Raw genomic sequence first — 22,030 nt, 5'->3', positions numbered from 1 at the left:
TCTCCGCCGCGATCGGACGGAGAGGCGGCATGACGGCGGGCGGATCATCGGGACGGACGACGCCGGCGCGGAGCTGGCCGCGGCGCTTCCTGGCGGCGGCCCTGCTGCGCCGCCGGCTCGGCGCCGGCATCATCGCCGGCGTCGTCGCCTTCGCGGCGCCGACCGGCGAGCACGCCGCCTCGACCCGGCTGCTGTTCGCCTGGGACCTCGGCGGCGTCGTCTATCTCGCCCTGACCGGCTACGCCATGCTGCGCTCCGACGTCGGCCGGATCCGCCGGCGCGCCGCCGTCGAGGACGAGGCGGAATGGGTGATCCTGCTGCTGACCATCGCCGCGGCGGTGGTCAGTCTGGTCGCGATCGGCGCCGAACTCCACGGCGTGCACGACGCCGCCCCGGAGGAGCAGGGCCTGCGCGTCGGCCTCGCCGCCTTCACCATCCTGGTGTCGTGGTTCGTGCTGCACACCATCATGACGCTGCACTACGCCCACGCCTTCTACGCCCCGCGCGACGGCGAGGGCCTCGTGTTCCCCGACGAGATCGCCGAGCCCGACTATTTCGACTTCCTCTATTTCTCCTTCACCATCGGCGCGGCCTCGCAGACCTCCGACGTCACCGTCGCCTCGCGCCGGCTCCGCCGCGTCGTGCTCGGCCACACCATCCTGTCGTTCTTCTTCAACACCACCGTGCTGGCGCTCGCCATCAACGTCGGCGCCAGCCTGATCTGAGGGCGCAGGCGGGCGCGAGGTTCCATAAGATCCCTTATCGGACCGGGTCGCGGGGTGGCGCGCGGCCGGGCCGTCGGATGGACGAGGCGGGGACGGACGATTATATTGGGTCCATGACGGCCGAGCCCTTGCCCATGATCGTTCCGACCGAGTTCCCCGAGCTCGCCGCTCTGGTCTGGAACGGCGATCCTGATCGGCCGATGCACCCGCGTGATGCACTGACCCTCTACGAGCGCTACTGGCGTTTCGTGGACCGTGACCGGCTGACCGATCGCGAGACGACGCTCATTCGGCGGCTCGTCGCCGATTACGGCCGGGGACAGTTCCTCGCCTGATCGTGGACGCCGGCCGGATGCGCGGCCCTCGCCCTCGACGTTTCCGCGAAGATGGCCATGAACTTCGTCAGGCCGGAACACACTCTCATCGCCGAAGTCCTGGCGTCCATGGACGCGCAGTGGCTCCTGGACAATCATTGCTTCTTCGCCGGCGGCACGGCCATCGTCCTGGCGAACGGCGAGTACCGCCGGTCGCTCGACGTGGACTTCCTCTGCGACGACGTCGACGGCTACCGCACGCTCCGAACGGCGGCGATCGGCCGGGGCGCGCCGGCGTTCTTCCGCATCGAGGTCGAGACATTGCGCGCGTTCAGGGCCGATCAGTACGGCATCCGGGCGGTGATCGGCTGGAAGGGGCAGCCCGTCAGGTTCGAGATCGTGCGCGAGGCGCGGATTCCACTTGGCGGTTCGCCGAACGCGATGCTCCGTGTCCCGGTCCTGGACCTGCACGACCAGTTCGCCGAGAAGCTGCTCGCCAACGCCGACCGATGCCTCGATCCGGCCTTCGCCTACCGCGACGCCATCGACCTCGGCCGTCTCTGCATGGCCAACGGCGGCAGGATCCCGGACGCGGCCGTCGAGAAGGCCACCCGGGCCTACGGCACGGAGATCCCGAGGAAGGTCGCCTCGGTCGTCGGCATCCTCGCCGAAGAGAAGGAACTCCGCCGCGCGGCGGCGGTGCTTCTGATGGATTTCGACGTCGCCCGACGGGCCGTGTCGGCGTTCCGGCACGCGGCCGCGGCGGCGTGGCCCGACCTGGAACTCGCGGACGTCCATCCGACCGCCATCCCTCGGGATCCCTGAACCGTTCCCGCCGTGACCGGGGCGTGCGACATCGTTGCCGAGCCTCCCCGAGTCGTTATCCGAGCGAATAACGAAATTGCGAGCCGCTATCGGTTCATGCCATCAATATAAGGCGCTCTACCCGGCGCCGACCCGTGCGGTGACACCCACACGTCCCCCCGGGAGGCGGGTCGCCGATCCCCTCGGCGGCCCGCCGGCGGGGGGCGATCAACCGTCGCCGCGCCGGCTCTCCGGCAGGGTCAGGACGCTGCGGATCGCGAAGCTCGACTGGATCCGCGCCACCCCCGGCAGGCGCGACAGGATCTCCTTGTGGATCACCTCGTAGTCGGCCGCGCTGCGCGCCTCGACGCGCAGCAGATAGTCGGCGTCGCCGGTCATCAGGAAGCACTCCCGGATCTCGGGATGGCGGCGGATCGCCGCCTCGAAACGGTCGAGCGACTCCTCGGTCTGTCGGTCGAGGGTGATGCGTACGATCGCCACGGTGCCGTCGCCCGCCTCGCCGGCGACGATCGCGGTGTAGCCACGGATGGTGCCGGTCTCCTCCAGCGTCCGGAGCCGCCGCAGGCAGGCGGAGGGCGACAGCCCGACGTCGCGCGCGAGGTCGACGTTGGAGATCCGGCCGTCGACGCGCAGGCGGCGGATGATGCGGCGGTCGATCTCGTCCAGGGCCAACGCAATTTCCTTTCGTTTTGCGCAACAACATGCGGCAAGGAATTTGAAATCGCAATGACCTAGCGTGGAACGGCAGCACCTTCGAACGATCTCCTCCTATGATCGGAGCGTTCACCAATTCCGCGGGGTAGCCGCCGATGTACGCCGACGCCTGGCTGGTCACGCAGGATTCGCACACGGGCGCGGGCCGCCTGACGATCGACCTCGGCGCCGTCGTCGCCAACTGGCGCGCCGTCGCCGCCCGCCAGCCGGGTGCCGAGACCGGCGCCGTGGTCAAGGCCGACGCCTACGGCCTCGGCGCCCGCCGCGTCGCCCGCGCGCTCGCCGCCGCCGGCTGCCGAAGCTTCTTCGTCGCCCAGCTCGGCGAGGCGGTCGAGTTGCGCCGCGCGCTGCCGCCGGAGGCCCGGCTGTTCGTGCTGAACGGTCTCGTGCCCGGCGCCGAGGCGCTCGCGGTCGAGACCGGCGCGGTGCCGGTGCTGAACTCGCTGCCCCAGGTCGCCCGCTACGCCGCCGAGGCGCGCCGGCGCGACCGGCGCCTGCCGGCCGCGCTGCAGGTCGACAGCGGCATGTCCAGGCTCGGACTGTCGCCGGCCGAGGTCGACACCCTCGCCGCCGACCCGACCATGCTCGACGGCGTCGAGGTCGTGCTGGTGATGTCGCATCTCGCCTGCGCCGACGAGCCGGCCAATCCGGCCAACGCCGCCCAGCACGCCGCCTTCGTCGCCCTCGCCGACCGCCTGCCGGCGGCGCCGCGCGCCCTCGCCAACTCCGCCGGCTCGGCCTTCGCCGGCTTCGGCCACGAGGTGACCCGCCCCGGCCTCGCGCTCTACGGCGTCGAGCCGACGGGGCGCACCGACGCGGGCCTGCGCCCGGTCGTGACCCTCGAGGCGCCGGTGGTCCAGCTGCGGACCGTGGCGGCCGGCACCGGCGTCGGCTACGGCCTTTCCCACGTCACCTCCGCCGAGACCCGGCTCGCGACGATCGGCGTCGGCTACGCCGACGGCTGGCCGCGCCACCTCGGCGGCCGCGGCGCCGTCTGGTTCGACGGCGTCCGACTGCCGATCGTCGGCCGCGTCTCGATGGACAGCCTCACGGTCGACGTCTCGGCGCTGCCCGAGGGTGCGCTCGCCGAGGGCGCGATGGTCGAGCTGGTCGGCCCGCACCAGAGCCTGCAGGACGTCGCCGACGCCGCCGACACCATCGCCTGGGAGATCCTGACCCGGCTCGGCGCGCGCTACGAGCGCCGCTACCTCGAGGCCGGCCCCGCCGCCTGACGGCGCGGCCCGCCGGGCTCCCGGACTCCCCTCCCGTTTCCCATCGTTCTCCACGGACAGGACGTGCCATGAAGGTCGCCGTGCTCGGAAGCGGCGTCGTCGGCGTGACGACCGCCTATTATCTCGCCGCCGCCGGACACGAGGTCGAGGTGATCGACCGCCAGCCCGGCCCGGGCCTCGAGACCAGCTTCGCCAACGCCGGCGAGATCTCGCCCGGCTACGCCTCGCCCTGGGCTGCGCCCGGCATCCCGCAGAAGGCGGTGAAGTGGCTGTTCATGCGCCACGCCCCGCTGATCCTGCGCCCGACCCTCGACCCCGACATGTATCGCTGGCTGGCCGCCATGCTGGCCAACTGCACGGCCGGCCGCTACGCGGTCAACAAGGGCCGGATGGTGCGCCTCGCCGAATACAGCCGCGACCGGCTGATCGCGCTCCGCCAGCGGACGGCTATCCGATACGACGAGCGCAGCATGGGCACGCTGCAGCTGTTCCGCTCCGACAAGCAGCTCGCCGCCGCCGACAAGGACATCGCGGTGCTCCGCGCCGACGGCGTGCCCTTCGAGGTGCTCGACGCCGACGGCTGCATCCGCGCCGAGCCGGCGCTGGCGGCGGTGCGCGGCAAGTTCGTCGGCGGCCTGCGCCTGCCGAACGACGAGACCGGCGACTGCTTCAAGTTCACCAACGCGCTCGCCGCCCTCGCCGCCGAGACGGGCGTCGTGTTCCGCCACGGCGTCCGCGTCGACGGCTTCGAGCGCGACGGCGACCGCATCGCGGCCGTGCGCACCAGCGCCGGCACCGTGACCGCCGACGCCGTCGTCGCCGCCATGGGCAGCTACACGCCGCGGGCGCTCGGCGCGCTCGGCATCCGCGTGCCGGTCTACCCGGTCAAGGGCTACAGCATCACCGCGCAGATCCTGGACGAGAGCCGCGCGCCGGTCTCGACCGTGATGGACGAGACCTTCAAGGTGGCGATCACCCGGCTCGGCGACCGCATCCGCGTCGGCGGCATGGCCGAGATCTCCGGTTTCTCCACCGACCTGCCGACCCGGCGCCGCGGCACGCTCGAGCACTCGGTCGGCGACCTCTTCCCCGGCGGCGGCGATCTCGCCGGCGCGAGCTTCTGGTCGGGACTCCGGCCGATGACGCCGGACGGCACGCCGGTGATCGGCGCCACCAAGTACCGCAACCTCTGGCTCAACACCGGCCACGGCACGCTCGGCTGGACCATGGCCTGCGGCTCCGCCGCCGTGCTCGCCGACCTGATCGGCGGCCGCCGCCCGGAGATCCCGGCCGACGACCTCGCGCTGTCGCGCTACGCGGCCTGACGGCGCGGGGTGCCGAGGCGGCACGGGCCGTCCGCCCCCTGCGGCGACGCGCGGAGGTGACAGGGCGTGCGGAATATGTTGTTAGTATACGAACGAGACGAGATCCGCCCGAGACGAGTTCCGCCATGTCCGCAGTCGTGTCCGACGCCGTGCCGCAGCGCTTCCCGATTCCCGACGGCGTGTTCGCCGAGACCGTGGTGTCGGTGCGCCACTACACAGACCGCCTGTTCTCCTTCCGCATCACCCGCCCGGCCAGCCTGCGCTTCCGCTCCGGCGAGTTCGTGATGATCGGCCTGCCCAACGCCGAGCGGCCGGTGTTCCGCGCCTATTCGATCGCCAGCCCGTCGTGGGACGAGGAGGTCGAGTTCTTCTCGATCAAGGTCGAGAACGGGCCGCTGACCGAGCACCTGCAGAAGATCCGTCCCGGCGACACCGTGCTGATGCGCAAGAAGCCGACCGGCACGCTGGTGCTCGACGCGCTGCTGCCGGGCCGGCGGCTGTGGCTGTTCTCGACCGGCACCGGCGTCGCGCCCTTCGCCTCGGTGGTGCGCGACCCCGAGACCTACGAGAAGTTCGAGGAGGTGATCCTCGTCCAGACCTGCCGCGAGGTCGCCGAACTGACCTACGCGAGCGAACTGGTCGCCGGCATCGCCGCCGATCCGCTGATCGGCGAGATCGCCGCCGACAAGCTGCGCTTCCACGGCACCACCACGCGCGAGCCGTCGCCGCGCATGGGCCGCGTCACCGACCTGATGCGCTCCGGGCAGTTGTTCGCCGACCTCGGCGTGCCCGCGATCACGCCGGAGACCGACCGCGGCATGATCTGCGGCTCGATGGCGATGCTGAAGGAGACCAAGTCCATCCTCGAGGACTTCGGCCTCGCCGAGGGCTCCAACGCCGCCCCCGGCCAGTTCGTGGTGGAACGCGCCTTCGTGGGTTGAGGATGGACGGGACGGGGAGGACGGAGCCGATGGAGCCGACCGCACCCGCCTGGTTCGCCGACCCAGACCGCCGCTTCCGCCCGGCCGCCTTCTGGTTCTGGCCGCGGCTGCCGGCGGCCGACGAGATCGACGCCGGCCTCGCCGACATGGCGCGCGCCGGCATCATGACCGTGATGGTGCAGGCCCGCCTCGGCCTGCCGCTCGCCGACTATCTCTCCGACGCCTGGTTCGCCGCCTGGGATCGCGCCGTCGACGCCGCCGGCCGGCTCGGCATGGCGGTGACGGTCTACGACGACTACAACTGGATGTCCGGCCACGGCGGCGGCCGCACCGTCGCGGGCCGCGACGACCTGCGCGAGCGCCACCTGTTCTGGGCCCGCGGCAACGCCGATCCGGCCGTCGGCCCGCTCGCGGTCGCGGTCACGGACATCCGCTCGCCCTTCCTCGACTTCCTCGGCCCCGCCGGCCGCGCCTGGTGCCTCGAGGGCGGACGGGCGGTCTGGGGCGACTGGCAGGTGGTCGCCGCGGTCGGGCCGGGCGGGGAAGCGCTCCCCGCCACCGTAGAGCCCGCCGGCGAACGCGGCGCGGTCGCGACCGTCGACGTCGCGGGCCTCGCCCAGGGCGCTGCCGTCACCGTCTTCCTCGCCGCGCGCTGCGAGACCTCCCGGCTCGTCAACTACCTCCGCCCCGAGACCGCCGAGCGCTTCGCCGACGTCGTCCACGCGCGCTACGCCCGCCACGCCGCCCGCCGGCCGGGCGTCGTCGACGGCTTCTTCTTCGACCACCCCTACGCCGGCTTCCAGGACTGGGACGGCCGCTTCGGCATGCTCGGCAACAGCCTGCTCTGGGACGAGGCGGTCCTCGCCTTCCCCACGGTCGACGCCGCCGGCCTCGGACGGGTGCTGCTGGCCGTCGTCGATCCCGCCGGGGACGACGCCCTCCGCGCCGCCTTCCTCGAGGACTACGCCGAGCGGATGCACGCCGCCTTCTTCGGCACGCTGCGCCGGCGCGCCGACGCCCTCGGCCTCGGCCTCACCGGCCACGAACTCCTCACCCACGTCGGCGCCTTCGGCCTGTTCGACGGCCTCGGCGGCGTCGACCCGCGCGTCATGCCCGGCGTCGACCCCTTCGCGGTCGACGCCTTCCGCACCGCGACCGCGGTCGACGCCTGCGACTACGCCCCCCAGGTCTCCGCCCGGATCGGCGACAGTGTCGCCCGCGCGAACGGACGCAGCCGCTGCGTCGTCGAGCAATATTCCACCGGCCGCGAGCGCGGTCGCCCCGGCTGGACCGGCCAGTGGGACCTGACGCTCGAACGCCTGCGCGCCCAGGCGGTCCGCCACACCCTCGCCGGCGCCCGCCAGTTCCTGTTCCACGCGGTCTACCTCGACGACGGCCGCGCGCCCGACGGCTCGGACGTGCCGAACCCGCGCTTCGACTTCCCGCCGGGCATCGACCGGGAACCCTGGTGGGCCGACTGCTCGGCCGTGTTCGCCGAGCTCGCCCGTCTCTCCGCCTTCCTCGAGGACGGCGAGCCGGTGCGGCCGGTGGCGCTCCTCCATCCGCTCGAGACCATCCGCGCCGGCACCCCCGCGCCCGCCTGCGGCCGCCATTTCGGCTGGTGGGCCAAGGCGCTCGCCGAAGCCGGCGTCGGCCACGAGATCGTCTCGGAGGGCACGATCGCCGCCGGCGCCCTCGTCGGCCGGTCGGTGCTGCTGCTGCCGGCGGTCGAGGCGCTCGCGGACGCCGCCACCGCCGCGGCGATCGCCGCCTTCGCCGACGCCGGCGGCCGGGTGGTCGCCTCCGGCCCCCTGCCCGCCCGCGCCGGCCGGAACGCTGGCGCCCGGGCCGCCGCCGCCGTTCTCGCCGGGCGGATCGACCCGGACCGCCCCGCCGACGAGGCCGCCGTCCGCGCCCGCGTCGCCGCCGACCTCGCGCCGCTCGCGCCCGTCGTCCTCGAGGGCGGGCCGACCTGGTGCGCGGCGATGCGCGTTCCGGGCGCGCTCCGCCTCGCGATCCTCAACGACGCCGACCGGCCGCGGATCCTCCGCCCCGCCGAGGGCCGCGCGAGCGCGACCCGCTGGCACCCCGAGGACGGCCGCCGGACGGAGATCGGATGGGATCGGGCGATGGTGCTCGGCGCGCAGGAGATCCTGTGTGTCGAGGTGGCGGATGGCGTGGAGGTTCGAGAGGCGAACGGCCGGGCCGTTCGCGAAGGGGATGGCGCGGCCGTGCCGGTCGACGCGGAGCACTCGCTCGACACCGAAATTCATCCCTCCCCTCAGGGGAGGGTCCGAGCGGAGCGAGGGGGAGGGGTCGCCCTTTTTCCCGTCTACCCGCCCGTTCTGGATCGGATCGAGGCTCAGCTCGACCAAAACGCATCTGGTCCGACCCGCAAAGGCGACCCCTTCCGGCCCTCCGGGCCACTGCCTGCCTCGGAGTCGCCCGCCTCCTCGGCGTTCGGCTTCGCCTCACCCCCTGAGGGGAAGGATGATTGGCAGCCTCACGCAATCACCCCCCCGCTCCACCCGGCGCCGCCGCCGGCCGAAGCCGACCCGATCGCCGTGATCGACCTCCCCGACGGCTGGACCCTCGCCGTCCCCGGCGCCGGGCCCGTGCAGGTGGCGGTCGATCGCGGCTGGGAGGTGCAGGGCTTCGCGGCCTTCTCCGGCACCGGTACCTACCGCCGCACGGTCGACCTGCCCTTCCCCGCCGCCTGGACGCTGGATCTCCCCGCCGTCGGCGAGACCGTGACCGCCCGCCTCGACGGCGTCGACCTCGGCACCCGCGTCGCCGGCGCCCGCCGCTTCGCGCTCGGCATCCGGGCCGGCCGGGTCGTCCTGGAACTCGACGTCCGCAACACCGCCGCCAACCGCTACCACCAGGGCACGCCGCTCGCCGCCGCGCCGCCGCCGTCGGGGCTGCTCGCCCCGCCGCGGCTCCTGGCGCGGCGGTCCTGACACCCGCCCTCCCCCGCTCCGGAGACCCGATGCCGCTCCACGCTCCCCTCGGCCCCGGCGCCGTCCATCTCGTGATCGACATGCAGCGCCTGTTCGCCGAGGCGACCGACTGGCACACGCCGGGTCTTTCCGCCGTGCTGCCCAACGTGGTCCGGATCGCCGCCGCCCACCCGCGCGACAGCTATTTCGCCCGCTTCACCGTGCCGCCGAACCCGGCTGCCGCCGCCGGGCGCTGGCGGCATTATTACGAGCACTGGCGCGGCGTCACCGGCGAGGCGATCGCGCCGGAGCTGATCGACCTCGTCGCCCCGCTCGCCGCCATCGCGACGCCCGACCGTGTCTTCGACAAGCCGACCTATTCCGTGATGAAGGAGCCGGCGCTGCGCGCGGCCCTCGCCCGCCGCGGCGTCGACACCGTGGTGTTCACCGGCGTCGAGACCGACGTCTGCGTGCTCGCCAGCCTGCTCGACGCCGTCGACATGGGCCTGCACGCCGTCGTCGTTTCCGACGCCCTCGCCAGCGGCTCCGACGAGGCCCACCGCGCCGTGATCGGGACGCTGCTGCCGCGGCTCGACCGCCAGGTCGACGTCGTCACCACCGACGAGCTGCTCGCCGCTTGGCCGGGGCGCTGACCATGGACGTCGCCGCCACCCTCGCCGCCCTCACCGACGCGGAAAAGCTCGACCTCGTCTCCGGTGCCGGCATGTGGCGGACCGCGGCGGTGCCGCGGCTCGGCGTCCGCGCCCTGACCATGGCCGACGGCACCTACGGCCTGCGTGTCGCCCGCGACCAGGACGCCGCCGGCGTCGGCGCGCCGCTCGACGCCTTCCTCGCCGCCGTCGCCCGCCGCGCCGACGCGGCCGCGGCCGACGACGGCACCCTGCCCGCCACCTGCTTCCCGACCGGATCGGCGGTCGCCTGCTCGTTCGACGTAGACCTCCTCGCAGAGATGGGCGCCGCCCTCAGCCGCGAGGCGCGCGCCCTCGGCGTCGACATCCTGCTCGGGCCGGGGGTGAATCTGCGCCGCACTCCGCTCGCCGGCCGCGCCTACGAATACTACTCGGAAGATCCGGTCCTCTCCGGCGACCTCGCCGGCGCGCTGATCGCCGGCCTGCAGGGCGAGGGCGTCGGCGTCTGCCTGAAGCATTTCGCCTGCAACGACAGCGAGATCGAGCGCACCACCATGGACTCGGTGGTCGAGGAGCGGGCGCTGCGCGAGGTCCATCTCGCCGCCTTCGCCCGCGCCATCGCCAAGGGCCGGCCCTGGACGGTGATGTCCGCGTACAACCGCCTCGGCGGCGAGCAGGCGTCCGAGAGCCGGCGGCTCCTGACCGACATCCTGCGCGGCGACCTCGGCTTCGACGGGCTGGTCGTCTCCGACTGGCACGCGGTCAAGGACCGCCCGGCCGCGCTCGTCGCCGGCTGCGATCTCGACATGCCCGAGAACCCGAGCCGGCGCGCCGCCCTCGCCGCCGCGCTCGCGGACGGCCGCCTGCCGCGCGAAGCGCTGGACGAGGCGGCGGCCCGCGTGCTCGCGCTCGTCGCCCGTGCGGACGCGGCCCGCGCGGCCCGCGCGGCACTCGTCGGCGACGGCGCCACGGAAGCCGGCTTCGACGCCGACGCCCACCACGCGCTCGCTGTCCGTCTCGCCGCCCGCTCGGCGGTGCTGCTGCGCAACGAGGGCGACCTCCTGCCGCTGGAGCCGCGCCCGGGCCTCCGCCTCGCCGTGGTCGGCCGCGCCGCGGTCGCGCCGGTGATCCAGGGCTCCGGCTCGGCGACGACCCGGCCGACCCGGGTCGAGATCCCGCTCGCCGCGCTCCGCGAGGTCGCCGGCCCCGCGGTCGAGATCACCTATTTCGACGGCCACGGCGCGGACGGCGCCGATCCCGGCGCCCTCGCCGCCGCGGTCGCGGGCGTATCCGCCGCCGACGTCGCGATCGTGTTCGTGCACACCGAAGTCGGCGCCGACGGCGAGAACGCCGACCGCCGCGACCTCGCCCTCGCCCCGGGCCAGGACGACCTCGTCGCCGCGCTCGCCGCCACCGGCGTGCCGGTTGTGGTCGTCGCCGCCATGCCGGACGCGGTGGCGATGCCCTGGCTCGCCGAAACGCGGGCGGTGCTGGCGGTATTCTTCGCCGGCCAGGGCATGGGCCGGGCGGTCGCCGACCTCGTGTTCGGCCGCGCCGAGCCGTCGGGCCGGCTGACGACGACCTTCCCCGCCGCGCTCGGGCAGATCCCGGCGATCCACAGCTATCCCGGCGAGAACGGCCGCCACGTCTACGCCGAGGGCGTCCACGTCGGTCACCGCTGGTACGACCGGCTCGGCCTCGAACCGCTGTTCCCGTTCGGCCACGGCCTGTCCTACACCCGCTTCGCCTACGAGGGCCTCGCCGCCGACCGCGCCACGATCGGCCGCGACGGCACCCTGACGCTGACGGTCACGGTCGCCAACGGCGGCCGGCGGCCGGGCCGGGCGGTGGTGCAGCTCTATGCCGCCGACGCCGCGGACCGGGCGGGCCCGGTCCGGGCCCTGAAGGGCTTCTCCGTCGTCGAGATCCCCGCCGGCGAACGGCGGGACGTGGCGATCCCGGTCACGGTCGCCGACCTCGCGCGCTACGACACCGCCCGCGGCCGGTGGGTCACCGGCGGCGGCGCCGTCACCTTCCGTGCCGGCGCCTCCTCGCGCGACCTGCCGCTGACGCTGGAGATCCCCTGGGGACATCCGGCGCCCCAGCGCCCGATCCGCCGCGACACCCAGCCGGCCTTCGTGATCGATCGCCCCGGCCCGCGCGCGGCGCTCGCCGCCGCCCTCGTCCGCCGGCTCGCGCTCTCCGCCGCCGAGGCCGACGCGGTGATCGAGCACGGCCGCGACAGCTTCTTCGGCCTCTTCACAACGCTGGAACGTCGCCTCCGCGTCACCCTCCCCGACGACGACGTCGAAACCCTGCTCGCGGAGATGAACGCGGCGGCGGAGCGCGAGGAGGGGTAGGAAATGGCAGGCGCGGAAGCCGTATCCGCCGCATCCTGCTCCTGTGGGCGAGACACGGCTGAATGGCCGCGGGGGAGGGATGTTTGTCATCTCGTTCGGCAAGAACAAAGACGACTGGGCTCATTGTTTCAACGATCACGTTCAGTATTTGATCGCCAAAGACAGGTACAAAATTGGTGAATATACAAATGCCATGGGACGGTGATCGAAAACGATAAACTGACGACGGGATGATTTGATCGCCGACGCAGGGTCGCGGTGTTCTGCCTTTCAGGATGCCAACGTCAATTCGTTCAGAATCGGTCTAGAAATCAGTTTTTCTGACAATTCAAGACAAGTCGGGACGATCTGGAGTTCCGAGAAGCTTCAAGCGACAAAATCCACTATTCATATGCGCTCGCCGCCACGAGACACACGGCTACCATCTGAAACTTGTTTGTTATCTTATTGTCCACTCTGGTGTCGTGCAAAAATGCGGCCATCGCCTCCAGATAATCATCGATAGTCCAGCTCTCCCAGCGATCCTTATTTTTTTCGAAGTCCATCATGAGATTTTTGATGAACTCGACGAGGCGCTCTTTGTCCGTCACGGTTGCCGGATCGAGCTCAATATCCAGGTCGTCTTCTTTGTCGAACTCCTCGGCCGATATGTTCTCCGGGTCGATTTCCATCTCCTGGCGCTCCTTTCATCGCCGCGCCCGAGCGTATCGCTGCCTCCACCGATTGCAACCGGAAGCGCCGGTTCGCGCGGGTCTGCGAGGGCTGCCGGGACACCCCCTCCCCTACCCGCCCGCGAACGCGCCCCGCCCGGCGGCGACGGTCGCGGCCGAGGCGTCCCAGGCGGGGGCGGCGGGGGCGAAGCGGGCGCGGAGGTAGGCGAGGAGGTCGGCGAGCTGGCGGTCGGAGAGCGAGGCGGCGAAGGAGGGCATGGCCATGACCTCCTCGGGTAGCGCCGCCCGGTGCGCGAAGGCGGCGGGGGCGTCGACGCCGTGGAGGAGCGCGGCGAGCGCGTTGGTCGGCGCGGCCGCGTGCAGCGACGTCGACAGCGCCAGCGCGGCGAGCGGGCCGCCCTCGTGGCAGGACGAACAGGCGCCCTCGAAGATCCGCGCGCCCGCCGGCGCGATCTCGGCCGCGACCGTCCGCGCCGCCTCGGCGGCGGAAAGCGCGTCGGCGGTCTGGCGGGCGGCCGTCTCGGGCGTCACCGCCGGGCCGTCGAGGGTGGCGAGATAGGTCGCCATCGCCCGGATGTCGGCGTCGGGCAGCGCCGACAGGCTGGCGACCACCGCCGCCATCGGTCCGGCCGCGGCGCCGTGGCCGGCGGCCCCGCCGGTGCGGAGATACTCGTAGAGCGCGTCGGCGGTCCAGCCGACCGGCCCGGCGGACGCGGTGCCGAGGGCCGGGGCGTGCCAGCCGTCGGCCTCGCCGCCGGACCAGCGCGCGGCCCCGCGCGCCTCGGCGCCGAGGGCGTTGCGCGGGCTGTGGCAGGCGCTGCAATGGCCGAGGCCCTCGACCAGATAGGCGCCGCGGTTCCACGCCTCGCCGCGGGCCGGATCGGCGGCGACCGCGGTCGGGCGCAGGAACAGCGCGTTCCACCCGGCCATCAGCGGGCGGAAGCCGAAGGGCGGGCGCATCTCGGCCGGCGGCGTCGGCGCGCGCACCGGCGCCGCGCTCATGACGTAGGCGTAGAGGTCCTGCAGGTCGGCGTCGGCGACGTCGACGAAGGACGTGTAGGGATGGACCGGGTAGAGGTGGCGGCCGTCGCGCGAAACGCCCTCGCGCATGGCGCGCACGAAGGCCGGGTAGGACCACGCGCCGATGCCCGTGACCGCGTCCGGCGAGACGTTGGCGGCGTGGACCGTGCCGAAGGGCGTCGCGAAGGCGCGGCCGCCCGAAAGCGGCGTGCCGTCCGGGCCGTCGTGGCAGGCGGCGCAGGCGCCGGCGGCGGCGACCAGCCGGCCGCGCTCGACGGCGGCGGCGGAGAAGGCGGCCGGGTCCGGCCGGGCGATCTCGGGAAACGCCCCGCGGATCGGCGACAGCGTCGCGAGCCCGGCGAAGGCCGCGCCGGCGAGGCCGGCGGCGCCGAGGCCGAACCAGCGCCGGCGCTTCTCGCCCCCGTGCTTCTCCCCGGCGCGCGGCCCCGGCAGCCGCGGCGGCTCGGAGGTGGAAAGGCCGCGCGCGCGCAGGGCGGCGAGCACGCGGTCGGGCGTCAGCGGCAGTTCGCGGAAGCGGAGGCCGGTGGCGTCGTAGACGGCGTTGACGATCGCCGCCGCGCTCGGCACCGAGGCGCTCTCGCCGACGCCGAGCGGCGGCTCGTCGGGACGGGGCAGCATCACCACGTCGATCTCGGGCAATTCCTCGAACGTCAGCAGCGGATAGCCGCCCCATTCCAGGCTCTCGACCCCGGCCGGACCGAAGGCGACCTTCTCCTTCAGCACCCTGCCGACCGACTGCACCACGTTGCCGTGGATCTGGTGACGGACGCCGTCCGGGTTGATCATCAACCCGGAATCCTGGCCGACCGTGACCCGGGTGACCGCGACCTCGCCGGTGCGCCGGTTGACGGCGACGTCGGCGACCCAGGCCGACCACGCCGCCGCCGTGCCCGGGAACTTGCCGTGGACGTAGACCGCGTAGGCGAAGCCGCGGCCGTAGAGCAGGTCGCCTTCGCCGCCCTCGGTGCCCCAGCGGGTCCGCGCGGTCCAGCCGGCGCGTTCGCGCACGGCGTGGACGAGGTCGATCGCGCGCGGGTCGGTCAGGTAGCGCAGCCGGTATTCGATCGGGTCGACCCCGGCGGCGGCGGCGAGTTCGTCGACGAAGCTCTCGTGGGCGAAGCTGTTCGGCATCGCCGACACCCCGCGGAACCAGGAGGCGCGGGCGAGCGGTGGCATGTCGTGGACGGCGACGCGCAGGTTGCCGAAGGCGTAGGGCGGGATCGCGGTGCGGTCGCCCATCTCGACCACGTCCGGCACCGGCGGGACCTTGCCGGTCAGGATCAGCGCCAGCGTCGGCGCGAGGTTGGAGGGATAGCGCGTCTCGAAGTCGTAGCCGATCGGCCCGCCCTCGCGGTCGAGCCCGCCGCGGACGTCGATCACCTGGGCGGCGCCCTTCGGCTCCCAGCCGTGCTCCTGCGCCCGCGTCAGCTGCACCCGCACCGGCCGGCCGACCGCCCGCGACAGGAGGGCGGCGTCGGCGGTGACGTCGTCGGCGCAGTTGCGGCCGTAGCAGCCGGCGGCCTCCAGCCGCTCGACCACGATCGCGGTCTCTGGGAGGTCCAGGAGGCGCGCGAGGTCGCGCCGCATGAAATGCGGGTTCTGGGTGCCCGACCACACCGTGACGCCGTCGGCCCTCACGTCGGCGACGGCGCAGGACGGCCCGATCGAGCCGTGCATCTGGTAGGGCCAGACGTAGGTGCGGTTCATCGCCGGCGTCGCGGCGGCGAGCGCGCGCTCGACGTCGCCGCGGTCGGCGAGGACGCGGGTCTTCGCCGGATTGGCGCGGATCGCGGCCTCGAGGTCGGAGAGGTCCGGCCGGGTGGGCTGCTCGGCCCAGGTCACCGCCAGCCTGTCGGCGGCCGTGGCGGCGATCTCCTCGCGGGTCGCGACCACGCCGACGAAGTCGCCGACCACCACCACCGCGACGACGCCGGCGATGCCAGAAACCGAGGCTTCGTCGACCGCGATCAGGCTGGAGCCGACGCCGGGGCCGTGGTCCCAGCCGACGTGGGGCGGGCGGACGACCCGGCCGTGCAGCATGCCGGGGACGCGGACGTCGTGCACGTAGGTCCAGCGCCCGAGCGTCTTGTCGGCGATGTCGACCCGGGGCGTCGAGGTGCCGACGACGCGGTAGGCCGCCACCGGCTTGACCGGGGCCGAGGGGTCGAGCGCGATCGCGTGCGGACCGCCGCGGACGAGCTCGCCGAAGCCGACCGCCTCGTTGCCGTGACGGACGAGGCCGTCGTCGACGCTCAGCCCATCGACCGGCGCGGCGAAGCGTTCGGCGGCGCGGGCAAGGAGCCACGTCCGGGCGGTGGCGGCGGCGCGGCGCAGCGGCTCGGCGGCGACCTGGATGGTCTCGCTGGCGATGGTCGGGCCCTGGTCGGGCGCGGCGCCGGTGGTGCCGAGCACCATGGCGACCGCGGCGGGGGCGACGTCGAGTTCCTCGGCGACGATCTGGGCGAGCGCGGTGCGGATGCCGGTGCCGAGGTCGACGTGGCCGTTGAAGCCGGTGACGGCGCCGGCGCCGTCGATCGCGAGGAAGATCTCGCGTCCGGCCGGGCCGGCACGCCAGACGGTCAGGCTGTCGGCGGCCGCGCCGTGGTCGGCGGCCGGGCGCTCGCGCGGGGCGGTCACGATGCGGTCTCCCGGACGATCGTCCCGCCGGCCTCGGCGGTCAGGCGGACGGCGAGGCGGACCGCGGCGAGGATCTCGACGTGGGTGCCGCAGCGACAGAGGTGGCGTGCGAGCGCGGCGCGGATCGCGACTTCGGAGGGCGCGGGGTCGCGCGCCAGCAGCGCCACGGTGGCGACGATCATGCCGTTGAGGCAATAGCCGCACTGGGCCGCCTGCGCCTCGGCGAAGGCGCGCTGGACCGGATGCGGTCGTCCCTCGCGGGCGAGGCCCTCCAGCGTGACCACCGACCGGCCGGCGACCCGGGCGACGGGGATGGTACACGAACGGACCACGCGGCCGTCGACCAGCACGGCGCAGGCGCCGCACTCGCCGAGGCCGCAGCCGTATTTGGCTCCGGTGAGCCCGAGGTCGTTGCGCAGCACCGTGAGCAGCGACGTCTCCGGCGCGGCCGCTACGGGCCGCATCTCGCCGTTCACCGTCAGTCGGAGGGGCTCGCCCGTCATCGCGCTCCGGTCCGTCGCTGGCGGGCGCCACCGGCCGAACCGGCGGCGTCCCCGGGGGCGGATGATAACGCGGGTTCATTGGTATTCAAACGATTTCTACGGGGTGATGCGGATGGGGCACGGGGCCGCTCATCTACCCTCCCCCACGAGGGGAGGGGCGGCGCGAAAGCGGCGGGGCGGGGTGGCCGGCCCGGGGCTCGGCGGGGAGATCGGCGTCGCGGCGGGGGAAGCGGGCCCAACCCCGCCGGCCTTCGGCCGTCGACCGGCCTGCCTCGGAGTCGCCTGCCTCCGCGGCGTTCGGCTTCGCCTCACCGCCACGAGGGGGAGGGTAGGAGGTGGGGTCGTCGCGGATCGGCACCCCGCCCGCGGCATACGGGCTGCACGCGGCGACGCCGGCTGCCGGATCTACCCTCCCCCACGAGAGGGAAAGTGGAAGCGGGGCCGCCGCGGGTCGCCACCCACGGCAGGGGACCGGGGCGTCGTCCCCTCCTAACGCGGGGCGCCGATCTGGATGTGCAGGCGGGCGCGGTCGGTGCGGTAGAGGGCGGTGTAGTATTCGATCGGCTGGCCGTCGGCGGCGAAGGCGACGGATTCGATGCCGAGCAGCGGCGTGCCGGTGGTGACGCCGAGGAGGCGGGCGTCGGGCTCGAGCGGCGCGGTCGCCTCGATCCAGCGCTCGGCGCGGTCGAACACGACGCCGTAGCGCCGGCTGAGGGTCTCGTAGAGCGAACGGGTGTGCAGCGGCACCCGGTCGAGCCCGGGCACGAGGCGCTCCGGCATCCGCCAGCGCACCAAGAGCCGCGGCACGCCGTCGACCGAGAGCACGCGGTCGACCGCCACCAGCGGCTCGTCCTCGGCAAGGCGCAGCATCATCCGGACCCGCTCGTCGGCGGGCTCGACGGCCTGGCGCAGCACCTTGCGGTCGATCACCTTCTGCTTGTCGGCGAGTTCGCCGGAGAAGCCGACGCGGGTGCCGACGAAGTCCTGCTCGTCGCGCCGGCCGGCGACGAAGGCGCCCTTGCCCTGCAGCTTGTAGATCAGCCGCTCGTTGACGAGCTGGTTCAGCGCCTCGCGCACCACGGTGCGCGACACGCCGAAGGAGGCGCAGAGCTCGGCCTCGGACGGCAGGCGGGTGTGTTCGGGCAGGTTGCGGCCGACGATGTCGGCGACCAGCGCCGACTTCAGCTGCGACCACAGCGGCACGCCGCCGTCGGCGTCGCGGCGCACCGCGAACGGCTCGCGCCCGTCGTCCTCCCGTTCCGCCACCCGGTCCGTCATCTCTAGGCCGCCCTGGTCCGCTCCCCGCCCAGTGATACGCCATGGCGCTCGCGAAGCAAACGGTTGCAGGCGTCGCGCTCGGCGGCGCGGCGTTCCGTACTCCAGCCGAGGACGTCGCCGACGATCTCGGCGAGTTCGGCCACCAGCGCAGCGCTCGCCAGCCCCTCGAAGCCCATCAGCGTCCGGCGCAGCACCACGTCCTCGAGCCGGGTGACGCGCTCGTCGCGGGTGATCGCGACGATCTCGGCGTGCGAGTAGGTCGGCGCCGCCGCGAGCATCCGGCCGCCGTCGGCGACCTCGGCGGCGGCGATCGCGGCGGCGGTGGAGCCGTAGCGGTCGGCGAGCCGGGCCGCGCGCTCCGACGCGACGCCGGTGCGGCGGGCGAGGTCGGCGGCGTAGGCGGCGCGGCCGGCGTCGTCGCGCGGGAAGTCGCGGCCGCCGCCGATCGGCTCGGTCTTCGTCGAGCGGGTGCGCCGGCGCCCGAGGACGCCGAGCACGCCGTCGGCGATCTGCTCGGCGCAGGCGCGGTAGGTGGTCCACTTGCCGCCGACCAGCGACAGCATGGTGAAGGGCCGCTCCGGGCTCGGCTCGTAGCGGCGGATGCTGTGGTCGCGGCTGATCGCGCCGGCGACGGCGCCCTCGGTGCGCGGCAGCGGCCGGACGCCGGCGTAGTGGAACACGATGTCGGCGCGGGAGAAGCGCACCTGCGGCATCACCGCGGCCAGCACGCCGAACAGGTAGTCGATCTCGGCCGCCGAACAGGTGCCGTCGTCGGGATCCTCGGTGCGCAGGTCCGTGGTGCCGAGCAGGACGTGGTCCTCGTCCATCCGGTAGATCAGGCAGGCACGGTGATCCTCGGTCTCGAAGTAGAGCATGATCTCGCCGAGCTCGGCGGCGACGTCCGGGGCGCGGATCACGAGATGCGAGCCCTTGGTGCCGCCGACCAGCTTCTCGGCGAGCCCGAGCCCGCCGTGGACCTGGTCGAGCCAGGCGCCGGAGGCGTTGACGACCACCTTCGGGCGCACCCGCACCACCCGGCCGTCGACGCGGTCGGTCAGCTCGACCGCGCCGGCGCGGATGCCGGTGACGGCGAGATAGGGCACCGCCAGCGAGGCCGGACAGGCCGCCTCGGCGTCGGCGACCAGCTCCATGGTCAGCCGTTCGGGGTGGCTGATGCGGGCGTCGTAGTACTCGGCGACCGCCCGGGTCGACGGGGCGAGCCGCGGCACCCGCGCCAGCGCGGCGGCGCGCGAGAAGAAGCGGTGCCGCGGCATGGTGCGGTGGGCGTTGCCGAACAGGTCGTAGAAGGCGAGGCCGACCTTGACCGGCACCGCGCCCTTGCGGCCGGGCGTGCGGGTCAGGCGCATGAAGCGCGCCACCGTGCCGGCGAGGCCGCCGAACCAGGAGCGCAGCGGGATCCAGCAGCGGATCGGCCGCACCACGTGCGGGGCGTTGAGGAGCAGGAGGTTGCGCTCCTCGACGGATTCGCGCACGAGCGCCATCTCGCCGGTCTCGAGATAGCGCAGGCCGCCGTGGATCAGCCGCGACGGCGCCGCGCTGGTGCCGGAGGCGAAGTCGCCGCGCTCGACCAGCAGCGCCGCCACGCCCTCGCCGGCGAGGTCGCGGTAGACGCCGACGCCGTTGATGCCGCCGCCGACGATCAGCACCTCGGGCGCCTCGCCCGCCTCCAGCCGCCCGAGAACCGCGTCGCGCGTGCGCATGGTCGTCCCCTCCTCCTCGTCGCCGGCACCGTCCGGGGCCCCGTCGCGGACCCTCGCGCACCGTTCGCGGCGATACCATAAGATCACTCATCCTGTAATGACAAGTGGACGAAGCAGCGAAGCGCATCGATCCATGGCCGCGACGCGTTGCGGCGCCGAAACGGCGGGCTCGTCATGTCGCAACGCAGCAAAACCGCCTTGTGCCGTGCAGCAACGAATGTGCGCTTTCTTCGACCTCGGGGCCGCTTGACATGGATCAAATCCGGTGTACCGTCTACTTGTCATTACGAGTTGGCGGCAGGGTCGGCCGGGGGATCCGTTGAGGAGCGGATCGTCCGAGCGGCGCGTCACGAGGAGGGACCATCGAGAGTCCCGACGCGTCGTCGAAGCTCTGCCGCACCGGGAGGGGACCCCATGAAGGAGCGCGTGATCGGCATCGACGCCGGTGGCACGATGACCAAGGCCGCCCTGTTCGACCTCGCGGGTGTCGAACGGGCCTGCGCCAGACGGCCGAACCAGATGCTGTTCCCGAAGCCCGGGCACACCGAGCGCGACCCCGACCGGATGTGGCGGATGGCGTGCGAGGCGGTGCGCGAGGTGCTCGAGGTCTCCGGCACCGACCCCGCCGACGTCGCCGCGGTCTCGGTCGCCGGCTACGGCAGCGGCCTCTACGTGATCGACGGTGCCGGCGACCCGGTCCGCCCGGGCATCGTCTCCACCGACGGCCGCACGGCGGAGATGCTGGCGTCCTGGAAGGCCTCGGGCCTCTACGACGCCGCCGGCGCCAAGGTGCAGCAGCGCCTGTTCGCCGGCCATTCCGCCGCGCTGATCCCCTGGCTCGACCGCAACGAGCCGGAGCTCTTCGGCCGCTCCGCCCAGGTCGCCTTCTGCAAGGACTTCCTGCGCGGCCGGCTCACCGGCGACTATTCCACCGACCCCTCCGACGGCGGCATCGCCGGCCTGATCGACGTCGAGCGCGCGGCGTGGTCGGAAGAATTCTTCGAGATGACCGGGATCCGGCACTGGCTGTCGCGGATGCCGGAGATCCGCCCCTCCGACGAGATCGTCGGCGGTGTCACCGCGGCGGCGGCGGCCCTGACCGGGCTCAGGGCCGGCACGCCGGTGGTGCGCGGGGCTGTCGACGTCAGCGCCGCGGCGATGGCCTCGGGCGTGGTCGATCCCGACCACCTCAGCGTCGTCGCCGGCACCTTCTCGATCAACTCGACCCTGCACGCCACCCCCCGCCTGTCGATCCTGCCGTTCATCCAGAGCCCCTACCCGCTCGGCGGCTTCATCGCCACGGAGGGCGCCGCGACCTCGGCGAGCAACCTCGAATGGTTCATCCGCAACGTCCTCGACGGCGAGGCGGCGCGGGCGGAACGCGAGGGCAAATCGATTTACGCGGTCTGCAACGAGCTGATCGAGGGCAGCCTCGGCAAGTCCAACGACATCCTGTTCTTCCCCTTCCTGTTCGGCGGCCCCGGCGGCGCGCCGGCCGGACTGCTCGGCCTCACCGCCTCGCACACCCTCGGCGACGTCCTGCGCGCCATCTTCGAGGGCATCGTCTACGCCCACAAGCAGGACATCGACCGTCTGCTCACCGGCCCCGACGCGGCGCGGCCCTCGGTGCTGCGCCTCGCCGGCGGCGCCTCGCGCAGCCCGCTGTGGGCGCAGATGTTCGCCGACGCGCTCGGCCTGCCGGTCGAACTGCCGGCCGGCAGCGAACTCGGCGCCCAGGGCGTCGCGATCCTCGCGGCGACCGCGATCGGCGCCCATTCCGACCTCCGCGGCGCGGTCGCGGCGATGACGAGGACCGCGCGGCGCTTCGAGCCGCGGCCGGAGCGTCAGGCCGACCACGCCCGCAAATACGCCCGTTACACCGCCACCGCCGACGCCCTGTCCGCGGCCTGGCGCGAGGACGACCGGCTGGTGGCCTGACCACCGCCGTCTTCCCGAAACCCGACGCCGAACCGACCGCGGGCGCCCCGTGCCCGCGGAACGAGGCCCCGCGCCGCGGCGCGAGCGATCACTGGAACAAGCCATGCTCGAATTGGTGGACGTCGGACGGACGGTGGGTGGAGAGGATCACGTATCGGGGGTGTCGATGACGCTCCGGGCGGGGAGCCTCAACGTGCTGCTGGGTCCGACGCTGTC

At 73.5% G+C, this 22,030-nt stretch carries 16 protein-coding genes and 1 pseudogene; 11 read left to right on the top strand and 6 right to left on the bottom strand.

Annotated elements, in window-relative coordinates; all coding sequences use genetic code 11:
- The first annotated feature begins 29 nt into the window (after positions 1–29).
- The 3 genes from EDD54_RS22115 (at position 30) to EDD54_RS22105 (ending at position 1,864) form a co-directional block, all read left to right on the top strand.
- Complete coding sequence (locus EDD54_RS22115; protein ID WP_126542067.1) at positions 30–725, top strand: DUF1345 domain-containing protein; 696 nt, start codon at positions 30–32, stop codon at positions 723–725.
- Between the two features lie 134 nt (positions 726–859).
- Entirely contained in the window at positions 860–1,060 is a 201-nt protein-coding gene (locus EDD54_RS22110) for a hypothetical protein (RefSeq protein ID WP_207620439.1), read from the top strand.
- Positions 1,061–1,117: 57 nt separating this feature from the next.
- The gene (locus EDD54_RS22105) at positions 1,118–1,864 is read left to right on the top strand and encodes a nucleotidyl transferase AbiEii/AbiGii toxin family protein (RefSeq protein WP_126542069.1); all 747 of its coding nucleotides are present in this window, start codon (positions 1,118–1,120) and stop codon (positions 1,862–1,864) included.
- Positions 1,865–2,071: 207 nt separating this feature from the next.
- On the opposite strand, the gene EDD54_RS22100 is transcribed toward EDD54_RS22105, so the two are convergent.
- Positions 2,072–2,536: an Lrp/AsnC family transcriptional regulator gene (locus tag EDD54_RS22100; RefSeq protein WP_126542070.1), complete on the bottom strand. Its 465-nt coding sequence runs from the start codon at positions 2,534–2,536 to the stop codon at positions 2,072–2,074.
- A 137-nt stretch (positions 2,537–2,673) separates the two neighbouring features.
- Here EDD54_RS22100 and alr point away from each other — a divergent pair, with 137 nt between their 5' ends.
- The 6 genes from alr (at position 2,674) to EDD54_RS22070 (ending at position 12,025) form a co-directional block, all read left to right on the top strand.
- Positions 2,674–3,810 (top strand): alanine racemase, encoded by a 1,137-nt coding sequence (gene alr / locus EDD54_RS22095; RefSeq protein WP_126542071.1) that lies wholly within the window; start codon positions 2,674–2,676, stop codon positions 3,808–3,810.
- Between the two features lie 68 nt (positions 3,811–3,878).
- Complete coding sequence (locus EDD54_RS22090; protein WP_126542072.1) at positions 3,879–5,135, top strand: D-amino acid dehydrogenase; 1,257 nt, start codon at positions 3,879–3,881, stop codon at positions 5,133–5,135.
- Positions 5,136–5,260: 125 nt separating this feature from the next.
- Positions 5,261–6,076, top strand: coding sequence for a ferredoxin--NADP reductase (locus EDD54_RS22085; RefSeq protein ID WP_126542073.1), 816 nt, complete (start codon positions 5,261–5,263; stop codon positions 6,074–6,076).
- A gap of 29 nt (positions 6,077–6,105) precedes the next feature.
- Complete coding sequence (locus tag EDD54_RS22080) at positions 6,106–9,036, top strand: hypothetical protein (protein WP_126542074.1); 2,931 nt, start codon at positions 6,106–6,108, stop codon at positions 9,034–9,036.
- Positions 9,037–9,065: 29 nt separating this feature from the next.
- Positions 9,066–9,668 (top strand): cysteine hydrolase family protein, encoded by a 603-nt coding sequence (locus EDD54_RS22075; RefSeq protein ID WP_126542075.1) that lies wholly within the window; start codon positions 9,066–9,068, stop codon positions 9,666–9,668.
- Positions 9,653–12,025, top strand: a complete 2,373-nt coding sequence (locus tag EDD54_RS22070; RefSeq protein ID WP_245515869.1) for a beta-glucosidase — start codon at positions 9,653–9,655, stop codon at positions 12,023–12,025. Before EDD54_RS22075 ends, EDD54_RS22070 begins: the two co-directional genes overlap by 16 nt.
- Before the next feature lie 383 nt (positions 12,026–12,408).
- Here the strand turns inward: EDD54_RS22070 and EDD54_RS22065 are convergent, their stop codons facing one another.
- The 5 genes from EDD54_RS22065 to EDD54_RS22045 all read right to left on the bottom strand — a co-directional run bounded on the left by EDD54_RS22065 (position 12,409) and on the right by EDD54_RS22045 (position 19,876).
- Entirely contained in the window at positions 12,409–12,696 is a 288-nt protein-coding gene (locus EDD54_RS22065; RefSeq protein WP_126542076.1) for a DUF7660 family protein, read from the bottom strand.
- A 111-nt stretch (positions 12,697–12,807) separates the two neighbouring features.
- Positions 12,808–16,374 carry a molybdopterin cofactor-binding domain-containing protein gene (locus EDD54_RS22060; RefSeq protein WP_126542078.1) on the bottom strand — a complete coding sequence of 1,189 codons (3,567 nt, stop codon included), beginning with the start codon at positions 16,372–16,374 and terminating at the stop codon, positions 12,808–12,810.
- A complete protein-coding gene (locus EDD54_RS22055; protein ID WP_126542080.1) occupies positions 16,371–16,877 on the bottom strand; it encodes a (2Fe-2S)-binding protein in 507 nt (168 codons plus the stop codon). Before EDD54_RS22055 ends, EDD54_RS22060 begins: the two co-directional genes overlap by 4 nt.
- Positions 16,878–17,366: 489 nt before the next feature.
- Entirely contained in the window at positions 17,367–18,155 is a 789-nt protein-coding gene (locus EDD54_RS22050) for a GntR family transcriptional regulator (protein WP_126542081.1), read from the bottom strand.
- Between the two features lie 2 nt (positions 18,156–18,157).
- Positions 18,158–19,876 (bottom strand): glycerol-3-phosphate dehydrogenase/oxidase, encoded by a 1,719-nt coding sequence (locus EDD54_RS22045; RefSeq protein WP_126542083.1) that lies wholly within the window; start codon positions 19,874–19,876, stop codon positions 18,158–18,160.
- A gap of 414 nt (positions 19,877–20,290) precedes the next feature.
- Here EDD54_RS22045 and EDD54_RS22040 point away from each other — a divergent pair, with 414 nt between their 5' ends.
- Together EDD54_RS22040 and EDD54_RS23590 are read left to right on the top strand one after the other, a co-directional pair.
- Positions 20,291–21,814 carry an FGGY-family carbohydrate kinase gene (locus EDD54_RS22040; RefSeq protein ID WP_126542085.1) on the top strand — a complete coding sequence of 508 codons (1,524 nt, stop codon included), beginning with the start codon at positions 20,291–20,293 and terminating at the stop codon, positions 21,812–21,814.
- A 103-nt stretch (positions 21,815–21,917) separates the two neighbouring features.
- Positions 21,918–22,030, top strand: a pseudogene (locus EDD54_RS23590) (ABC transporter ATP-binding protein); the annotation flags it as partial.

Origin of the sequence: Oharaeibacter diazotrophicus, assembly GCF_004362745.1 — a bacterium.
GTDB lineage: Bacteria > Pseudomonadota > Alphaproteobacteria > Rhizobiales > Pleomorphomonadaceae > Oharaeibacter > Oharaeibacter diazotrophicus.
This window is presented reverse-complemented; position numbering and strand designations above follow the sequence as displayed.

What these genes read in the sequence shown, in the direction of transcription:
- EDD54_RS22115 (WP_126542067.1), top strand. Translation starts at nt 30, where the DNA reads ATGACGGCGGGCGGATCATCGGGACGGACGACGCCGGCGCGGAGCTGG.
- EDD54_RS22085 (WP_126542073.1), top strand. Translation starts at nt 5,261, where the DNA reads ATGTCCGCAGTCGTGTCCGACGCCGTGCCGCAGCGCTTCCCGATTCCC.
- EDD54_RS22075 (WP_126542075.1), top strand. Translation starts at nt 9,066, where the DNA reads ATGCCGCTCCACGCTCCCCTCGGCCCCGGCGCCGTCCATCTCGTGATC.
- EDD54_RS22055 (WP_126542080.1), bottom strand. Translation starts at nt 16,877, where the DNA reads ATGACGGGCGAGCCCCTCCGACTGACGGTGAACGGCGAGATGCGGCCC.
- EDD54_RS22080 (WP_126542074.1), top strand. Translation starts at nt 6,106, where the DNA reads ATGGAGCCGACCGCACCCGCCTGGTTCGCCGACCCAGACCGCCGCTTC.
- EDD54_RS22040 (WP_126542085.1), top strand. Translation starts at nt 20,291, where the DNA reads ATGAAGGAGCGCGTGATCGGCATCGACGCCGGTGGCACGATGACCAAG.
- EDD54_RS22045 (WP_126542083.1), bottom strand. Translation starts at nt 19,876, where the DNA reads ATGCGCACGCGCGACGCGGTTCTCGGGCGGCTGGAGGCGGGCGAGGCG.
- alr (WP_126542071.1), top strand. Translation starts at nt 2,674, where the DNA reads ATGTACGCCGACGCCTGGCTGGTCACGCAGGATTCGCACACGGGCGCG.
- EDD54_RS22110 (WP_207620439.1), top strand. Translation starts at nt 860, where the DNA reads ATGATCGTTCCGACCGAGTTCCCCGAGCTCGCCGCTCTGGTCTGGAAC.
- EDD54_RS22050 (WP_126542081.1), bottom strand. Translation starts at nt 18,155, where the DNA reads ATGACGGACCGGGTGGCGGAACGGGAGGACGACGGGCGCGAGCCGTTC.
- EDD54_RS22090 (WP_126542072.1), top strand. Translation starts at nt 3,879, where the DNA reads ATGAAGGTCGCCGTGCTCGGAAGCGGCGTCGTCGGCGTGACGACCGCC.
- EDD54_RS22065 (WP_126542076.1), bottom strand. Translation starts at nt 12,696, where the DNA reads ATGGAAATCGACCCGGAGAACATATCGGCCGAGGAGTTCGACAAAGAA.
- EDD54_RS22105 (WP_126542069.1), top strand. Translation starts at nt 1,118, where the DNA reads ATGAACTTCGTCAGGCCGGAACACACTCTCATCGCCGAAGTCCTGGCG.